This window comes from Pseudoleptotrichia sp., from assembly GCF_057270515.1.
The window spans coordinates 1-8,574 of record NZ_DBHIXS010000024.1 but is presented as its reverse complement, the minus strand read 5'-3'; the positions used below and the strand labels follow the sequence as shown (position 1 = coordinate 8,574).

General features: G+C 30.5%; 5 protein-coding genes. 4 read left to right on the top strand and 1 reads right to left on the bottom strand.

Annotation, left to right across the window (positions count from 1 at the left end; translation table 11 throughout):
• Nucleotides 1-331 precede the first annotated feature (331 nt).
• Nucleotides 332-1,054 carry an N-acetylmuramoyl-L-alanine amidase gene (locus tag ACO5J6_RS09950; protein WP_485643718.1) on the bottom strand — a complete coding sequence of 241 codons (723 nt, stop codon included), beginning with the start codon at nucleotides 1,052-1,054 and terminating at the stop codon, nucleotides 332-334.
• Nucleotides 1,055-1,191: 137 nt separating this feature from the next.
• Here ACO5J6_RS09950 and ACO5J6_RS09945 point away from each other — a divergent pair, with 137 nt between their 5' ends.
• The 4 genes from ACO5J6_RS09945 to ACO5J6_RS09930 all read left to right on the top strand — a co-directional run bounded on the left by ACO5J6_RS09945 (nucleotide 1,192) and on the right by ACO5J6_RS09930 (nucleotide 8,304).
• Nucleotides 1,192-4,845, top strand: coding sequence for an LPS-assembly protein LptD (locus tag ACO5J6_RS09945; protein ID WP_485643717.1), 3,654 nt, complete (start codon nucleotides 1,192-1,194; stop codon nucleotides 4,843-4,845).
• Between the two features lie 84 nt (nucleotides 4,846-4,929).
• On the top strand, nucleotides 4,930-6,840 hold the full coding sequence (gene thrS / locus ACO5J6_RS09940) for a threonine--tRNA ligase (protein WP_485643716.1): 1,911 nt from the start codon (nucleotides 4,930-4,932) through the stop codon (nucleotides 6,838-6,840).
• Between the two features lie 169 nt (nucleotides 6,841-7,009).
• Nucleotides 7,010-7,738 carry a Bax inhibitor-1/YccA family protein gene (locus ACO5J6_RS09935; protein ID WP_485643715.1) on the top strand — a complete coding sequence of 243 codons (729 nt, stop codon included), beginning with the start codon at nucleotides 7,010-7,012 and terminating at the stop codon, nucleotides 7,736-7,738.
• Nucleotides 7,739-7,911: 173 nt separating this feature from the next.
• Entirely contained in the window at nucleotides 7,912-8,304 is a 393-nt protein-coding gene (locus tag ACO5J6_RS09930) for a pyrophosphohydrolase domain-containing protein (RefSeq protein WP_485643714.1), read from the top strand.
• The last annotated feature ends 270 nt before the right edge of the window (nucleotides 8,305-8,574 follow it).

The window sequence follows — 8,574 nt, the reverse complement described above, 5'->3', positions numbered from 1 at the left end:
TAAACGGAGGATATGATACAAAAGGTAAGAACGTAAGAGGAGGAATAGGATTTAAGTTTATGTATTAAAAAAGTTTTATTTTAAAATTGCATCTAAATTATTTTAATAAAAATTAGATGTTTTAGATGAAAAAATCACGAAACCCTTTGAAAAGTGAAAGAAAATAAAAAAGACTGTTAATTTTTTACAGTCTTTTTTTATAATTTATTGTTAATATCATATATAGCATTATATTTTATGAAATTTATTCTATAAATTTTACCATTTCATTTTGTTTTCTTTATTAGAGCTTAGGCTATATTGTATTTTATAAAATTTATCTTGTTAAATTTTATCTTTCTCTTAAATATTTTTCTATTCCGTTTACCATTCCATTTACCATTTTAGTCTGATATTCTTTTGTAGCCATTTTTTTATCTTCCTCAGGATTGGACATAAATCCCATTTCTATAAGAGTATTAGGTACTGTAGACCAGTTTGTTCCTGTAAGATCATCACGATAAGAAATTCCTCTGTTTCTTGCTCCTGTGGCTTTTACAAATTCAGATAGAACGTCTTTTGAAAGTTTGTCGCTGGCTCTCTGGACTTTTTGAGTATACGGATTTTTAGATGATGAAGTCAGAAGCGACACCCCTGTAAGACTTCTATTTGATGAACCGTCGGCATGAAGTCTGATATAGGCATCACAGGAAGCCTTATTTGTCATAAGAGACCTTTCTTTGTTGCTTATATTTACATTGTGAGTTTCTCTTGTCATAAGAACTTTATAACCTTTACGTTTAAATGCATCTTTTAATTTCAGTCCCACTTCCAGTGTCAGTTCGTATTCGTTTTTTCTTGTAGCAACTCCTGCTGTTCCGTCTGCTACCTTTACTTTTTTCTTTGAAGAACCGGGAGCTATTTCTTCCATTTCTCTGTTACCTTTTCCTTGATGTCCCGGGTCTATACAGATAAGTGTTTCGCCGGGTTTATATTCATTTCCTAAAGAAATGGCGGAAAATGTAAGTATAAGTCCCAATATTGTAAAAAGCGCTTTTGAAATTTTACTAAACATAATATTTCTCCTTCTAAATTTAAAGTGTATTTCCAAAAAATTTTATCATAATGAAAGGTGGATAGTCAATTTGTCATTATGTTAAATTTATGGTATAATCTATAGCAAAATTAAACTTTAAAATAAAGGTTGATAATATGAAAATCAATAAATATAAAATATTATTTCTTTTCCTTTTTTGCCTGTTGTTATCAGCTAATGCGAATGCTGAAGAAACAGTAATAGAACTGGAGACAGAAAAATCAATAATAGATATAGAAAAAGAAGCCATTGAAGCTACCGACGGAGTTATACTGAAATATGGGGATATTACTATAAGAGCCGATAATGTAAAAAAATTAGGTCAAAAAAATATTCTTTTTGCCTATGGAAATGTAGTATTTACTCAAGGCAGTCAGACTGTAAAAACAAACGAAGTAGTTTTTGATTTGGATACAAAAAAGGCTAAAATTATGGATTCTGAAAGTTATGATACAAATTTAAAATTACGTTTTGGAGGAGAGCAGACATTAAGTGAATATCCAAGTAAAATTACAATAAAAAACGGCTGGTTCACAACCAGTCCTTATGAAGAACCTAATTACAAAGTAAATGCTGATGAAATTCTCATTTATCCCAACAGAAAAATAGTTGCTAAAAAAATAGGAGTGGAAGCGGCAGGAAAAACATGGTTCAAGTTTCCTTACTATGTAGCTTCATTAAAACCTGCAAGTCAGAGAGCAACTTTATTCCCTTATATAGGATCTGACAGCGATAGAGGACTGTTTGGAATATGGGGATTTGACTATGATAAAGGAAAATTTGCACAGGGATTTGTTGATTTTGAAGTCAGTACAAAGAAAAAGCTTGCGTTGAAAATTTCCAATGACTATACTTTATGGCAGGGAAGTACAGGAAATATTTTTGCTAAGAGGTTTGTTGTCCCTATTGGGAATCATATAAGGGAATGGGATTTTGAGTGGAAACATAATGTGGTAAATACACCTAAAAAAGAAAAAAGTGAAAGAAAATTTTATGATTTGGGATACGGAATCTGGAATTTAAACTATAAAAATACGACGACGAATTTAATGAGAGCAACTGACGGAGTGTTATTAAAAGATGATTATACTGCTTATGTAAATTCATATAAGAGAATAGGATTTTATGATTTCAAGATAAATCAGGAGTTAGGGCAAAATGGAGAGTTCAATCTAGATTATTATTGGACTCAAAATCCTGACGCACTGAGAGAATTGACAAAAATAAATGATTATATAGTTGACAGAGATGAAATTGACCCGAGAAAAACTGACGTAGATTTATACAAAAGTTTGAAATATACAAACGGTAACAGCGATGTCGCTATAAAGATTGATAATGAAAAATTTATTGATATAAATCCGGGATATGTCGGAGATTTGAATTCATTCAGAGATAAAAAAAATTATTCCATAGATCTGAAAGGACCAAAGATAAAATTTGAATATTTAGATTCAAATAAAGACGAATATCAGGGAATACTCAATTTAAAAGAAAGAGATGATGCTGATAATGTGTCTCTTGAAGACTCTAAAAGATGGGTTCAGACGACAGCTTATGATCGTATAAAAGAGGTTTCATTGAGACTGGGGAATTATTATCCTTTTAGACAGAGTGAGTTTTTTGGTTATCAACCGAAAACTTTATCTCAATATTTGACTAATAATTTCTATTTCGGTATTGAGACAAAACATTCGGAAATCAGGAAAAAAGAATATGAATATGATTTTACAAGGGATAATCCTGCGTTTAATAACTTATTCATAAACTCGGCAACCGATGATAATAGCAGAATTTACAAAGTATATGAAGACGCCGATAAAATAAGAAGAGCTAAAAAGATAATTTATGAAAAATACCGTTCTCAAAAAATTAATATAGGTAATGACAAGATTGATTTACCTTTCAGAAATTCCTATTTATCTTTTAATTTCGGATTTGAGAATAGGGATTATTCAGATATTTATGTGCCTGAATTTTTCAAAGGCAGAAAAATAGAAGATATAAATTCTAAAACGGGATATAAAATATTGAAAGATGCTTCGGGAAATGAAATAAAAAGACATCCTTCAATGAATATAAGCACTCTTAATACGAAACTGTTTACAACACTCTTTGATAATACGGCGAGAACTGATAATAAATATGACATTAAAGTAACAAATGAAGTAAATCTCACAGCACAAAAAGTAAATGCGAATGGTGCTATGTTTAACGGAAATGATATAATAGAAATTCCTTCAAATATATGGGGAATAAACAATAATTTCAATTTTTATTTGGGAAACATAACTTTTAACTATAACTTTACAAACCGTCATAATAGACATTTTAGTGATGATTGGCTGAAAGGTCAGTATGTCAGAAATTATTTTAAAGTGGATATTGCAAATAAAAGATTTTTAAGTTTTGATTTTGAAAGTAATGACGAGTATGAGTTTAAAGATTTTAAATCCGAAAGAAACTTTAATAGAGAAGTCCAATACGGCTATCTTTCAAATGAGGGTAACAGTTTTCTTTACAGATTTAGCGACAGAAATAAAGAATATTATCCCTATAATGAGGATATGGGCTGGAACAAAGGAGTATATAAAGAATCTATAAGAGATAGAATGTTTTCAATAAACTATAATGAATGGGGAATAGACTATACAAATGTCAGAAGTAAGACGAATGATATATTCGGAACGAGTCAGACATTTGGAATACCTGAACTGAAATTGAAAAAGGAAACTCATAAAATAGGATTTGTCTATGATACATCAAAAATGAAGAATAAAAAATTTGAGTCGAACCATTATTTTAGAGTAAGTTATGGATTCGGGAAAAAAACGTATAGAGATTTAAGTGGTACTCCTCTTGTAACTTCCGATGACAGATATTCCTATGGGAGTGATTATACGACAATCAGTCTGCTTTACAGATATGAAAATAATGTAAAACCTAAATATGAAGGTAGGGATGCTTCAGGAAACATAATTAATGTAGTCAAAGATTCTAACCAACAGGATTTTTCCTTAGAGAAAACTAATAAAAATGTATTGGACAATGTTGAAATCAAAAGTGATGACAGACTGTTTCTCAATAATGAAGAAGAGCAGGCTTATAAAAGTTATGTGGAAGAAGAAACTTACAAGCAGAATAAATTTAATCTAAATGATTTTAATTCAAAATTACAGGATTTGAGACGTGGAAAAAAATATTTTCAGATAGGTCTTGATATGGAGATAGACGGCTCCAATTCTATAAGACAAACTAATCTGAAAGGATTTGACAGGCTGAATGACCTCACATTTAAAGTGGAAGCAGGATATTTAGAGAAATTTTTTGTGAGATATGCATTTACAATGGAAAAACCTGACAGAATATATAGAAATGCATCCTATCGTTTCAGTCAGTATAATTTCAGAAAACATGATTTCGAAACTAAATATATGTTTGGTCCTGATCCTGATAAACCTTGGTGGATAGGGGCTAAACTTCAATATGTACAGAACGGAGCCCCAAATTCTTCAAATCCTGAGATATTTGAAAGTTCATCTCTTGCAAAAAAAGTAAATAAGGTTACTTTAGGGCTGGCTACCATAAGTCATAGATTTGAAAACCTCGAATGGGAAATAGGTGCAGGAGTAAAATGGGATAAGCCTGACAATAAAAAATTAGGATATTACCCTGTAATTACATTGAAATTTGGAATTGTAACATTCCCTGAAAAAAATGTTCAGCTAAATTACACTAAAGGTTCACCTTCATTTGGAGCAGGTTTCTAATAATTTACAAATAAAAATTATGTGGAATTTAGTATAAAAATGGTGTAAAATAACTATGTAAAAAACTAATAAAGGAGTACAAAAATGATAGAAATGATATTACCTGACAGAAGTGTCAGAAAACTTGAAAAACCTATGACAGTAGCAGATTTTGCGAAAACGATAGGTTCAAGTCTTGGAAAAGCAACTGTCGGTGCTGTAATAGACGGAATACAAGTTGACCCGTCATATTTAATCGAAAAATCAGGGGAAATCGAAATAATAACAGCGACGAGTGAAAAAGGAGTCGAAATAACAAGGCATAGTGCTGCACATATTATGGCTCAAGCAGTACAGAGACTTTTTCCGGGAACAAAAGTTACCATAGGACCTGTGATTGAAAATGGTTTCTTTTATGATTTTGACCCTGAAAAACCTTTTACTGAAGAAGATTTAGTGAAAATAGAAGAAGAAATGGGAAAAATTGTAAAAGAAAATTATGAATTTAAAAGAAGTGAAATGAGTGCCGAAGATGCAAAAAAGATGTTTGCTGAAATGGGTGAGAATTATAAAGTTGAAATAATAAATGATTTGGGAGTAGATAAAGTAAGTATTTATCAACAGGGAGAATTTATAGATTTGTGCAGAGGTACTCATATACCGTCTACAGGTTTTCTAAAAGCATTTAAATTGATGTCTACGGCAGGAGCTTATTGGCGTGGAAATTCCGATAATAAAATGCTTCAAAGGATTTATGGAGTAGCTTTTGCGACTAAAAAAGAACTTGATGACTACTTGACAATGATGGAAGAAGCTGAAAAAAGAAATCATAGAAAATTAGGAAAACAACTTGATTTATTTTTTGTAGATGAACATGGACCGGGCTTTCCTTTCTTTATGCCTAAAGGTGTAGAATTATTTAATAAATTACAGGAAATCTGGAGAGTAGAACATAAAAAAAGAAGATATCAGGAAATAAAAACTCCTATAATGCTTGATAAAGAACTGTGGGAAATTTCGGGACACTGGTTTAATTATCGTGAAAATATGTATACATCAACTATTGATGAAAAAGAATACGCGATAAAGCCGATGAACTGTCCCGGGTCAATAATTGCTTATAAAAACAATCTTCATTCATATAAAGATTTACCATTGAAATACGGTGAAATGGGACTTGTTCACAGACATGAATTTAGTGGAGCTTTACATGGCCTTATGAGAGTTAGGGCATTTACTCAGGATGATGCTCACGTTTTCTGTACTAAGGAGCAGATAGAAGAGCAAATTATTGAAATCATTGATTTATATGACAAATTTTATACTTTATTCGGATTTGAGTATCATATTGAATTGTCAACAAAACCTGATAAAGCAATAGGTTCTGATGAAATATGGGAAATGGCTGAAGCAAATCTGAAATCAGCTTTGGAACATAAAGGAATTGATTATAAGCTAAATCCCGGAGACGGTGCATTTTATGGTCCTAAAATAGATTTTAAAATGAAAGATTCTATAGGAAGAATATGGCAATGCGGAACAATACAACTGGATTTCAATCTTCCTGCAAGATTTGAAATGAGCTATATTGGGGCAGACGGTGAGAAACATGAACCTGTTATGATACACAGAGCAATGTACGGAAGTATGGAAAGATTTATAGGAATACTTATAGAGCATTATGCAGGAGCGTTCCCTACGTGGTTGGCACCTGTACAGGCGAGAATTCTTACGATTTCAAAAGAACAAGTTCCTTTTGCGGAAAAACTTTACGAAAAGCTCCAGAATGAAGGAATAAGAGTTGAAATAGATACGAGAGATGAAAAAATAGGATATAAAATAAGAGAAGCCAATGGAGACCAGAAAATTCCTGTACAGCTGATTATAGGAAAAAATGAAGTTGAAAATAATGAAGTGAATGTAAGAAGATTTGGTTCTCAGGAAAGTGAAAATGTTACGGTCGATGAAATAATAAATATTTTACTTCAAGAATCGAAGGTTCCTTTTAAAAATTAATTTTACTTTTATTTTAGATTTTTGTTTCAGCCTTTAACTTGGGGTTATAATATAAAGTAAAAGTGGTAAAAAAGTTATAAAAATATAAAAAACAAGTTTATAAATTTATATTTTTAACAAATAGAATATAGATAATAATTTAAAAAATATTTTAGATGAGGTGATTTTGATGAACGAATTTAATGAATTGAACAACTACGGACAATCTGAAAACAGATATTTGACTTATGAAGATGTTGAAAAAATAGCTGCTTCAAAAGTCAGAGGAAGTATATTATGGATGGTGTTCGGACTATTGATATCGGGAGTAACGGGATATTTTACATTAAGAGGACTTTATGCGGGAATACTTCCTTATCAGATAGTAATGGTTTCATGGGCATTGGAATTTGTTGCAGTGATAGCTTTTACTGCATTAACTTTTAAAGCCAGTGCCAATGTATTGAGAATTATTTTCATCCTTTATTCGGTACTGACAGGAGTTACCCTTTCGGGAATAGGAGCTTTATATGACCCTTATGTCATTATCTCTGCATTTTCAGGTACAGTAATTTTATTTACTATACTCGCTATATATGGATACATTACAAAAGAAGATTTGAGTAAATTCAAACCGATATTGATAGTGGGACTTATAGCACTTATAGTTATGGGTTTAATTAATATTTTTCTTCAAAGTGAAGGTCTGATATGGATTTCTTCAATGTTAGGAGTGGCAGTATTCATAGTGTTTATTGCTTATGACGTGAATAGAATAAAAAATAACGTAATTGCGTATGCAATGGAGGAAGATGCTTCGATACTGGATAAAATCGAAATACACGGAGCATTGGCATTGTATCTTGATTTTGTAAATCTATTCATATACTTATTAAGAATATTAGGAAGAAGAAAATAAGAGAAAAAATAGAATATAAAATAAAAATATAAAAAAACTGTTTCGAAAATAAAAGATATTAAGATAAATATTATATATAAAAATATAATAATTAATTTGTCAATTTGTTATTCTTAAAATTCTTATTCTTGAAACAGTCTTTTTCTATATATAAACATAATAAGGAGAAAAAATTGGAAAAACAAATAAAGAGTGTTGAGGAATTTCATAGAATTTATAAATTAGGAAATTCTAAAAAACCTATTGCTAAATTAGAAAATGAAAAAGAGAATTTAAGATTTGAATTAATGAAAGAAGAAAATGAAGAATACATTGAAGCAGCCAAAAATGGTGATATTGTTGAAGTCGCAGATGCCCTCGGTGATATGATGTATATACTTTGCGGAACAATAATAGAGCATGGAATGCAACATATAATAGAAGAAGTTTTTGATGAAATCCATAAAAGTAATCTGAGTAAATTAGATGAAAATGGGAATCCGATATATAGAGAGGACGGAAAAGTAATCAAAGGACCAAATTATTTTCCTCCTGATATAAAAAAAATAATGAAAAAATATCTATAATTATTTTTTTAGTCTGAAATATCAAAAAAAATATCAAAATCTAAAAAAAATATAGAAAAAAACGAAAAAAAGAAATCAGGGAACAAAACAACATATAGTATTTAGGAAGAGAAGAGGAAAAGATATATAGTGCATAAAGGGAGTAATGGAAGGATAAAAGAGTAAGGAGGGATAAAAAAAGGAAAAAAAGATAAAAAAAGGTATTGACAAAAGGTAATAAATTTGGTAATATAATTTTTGTCAACCGCAAAGGTAGGCGAGGACAATGGG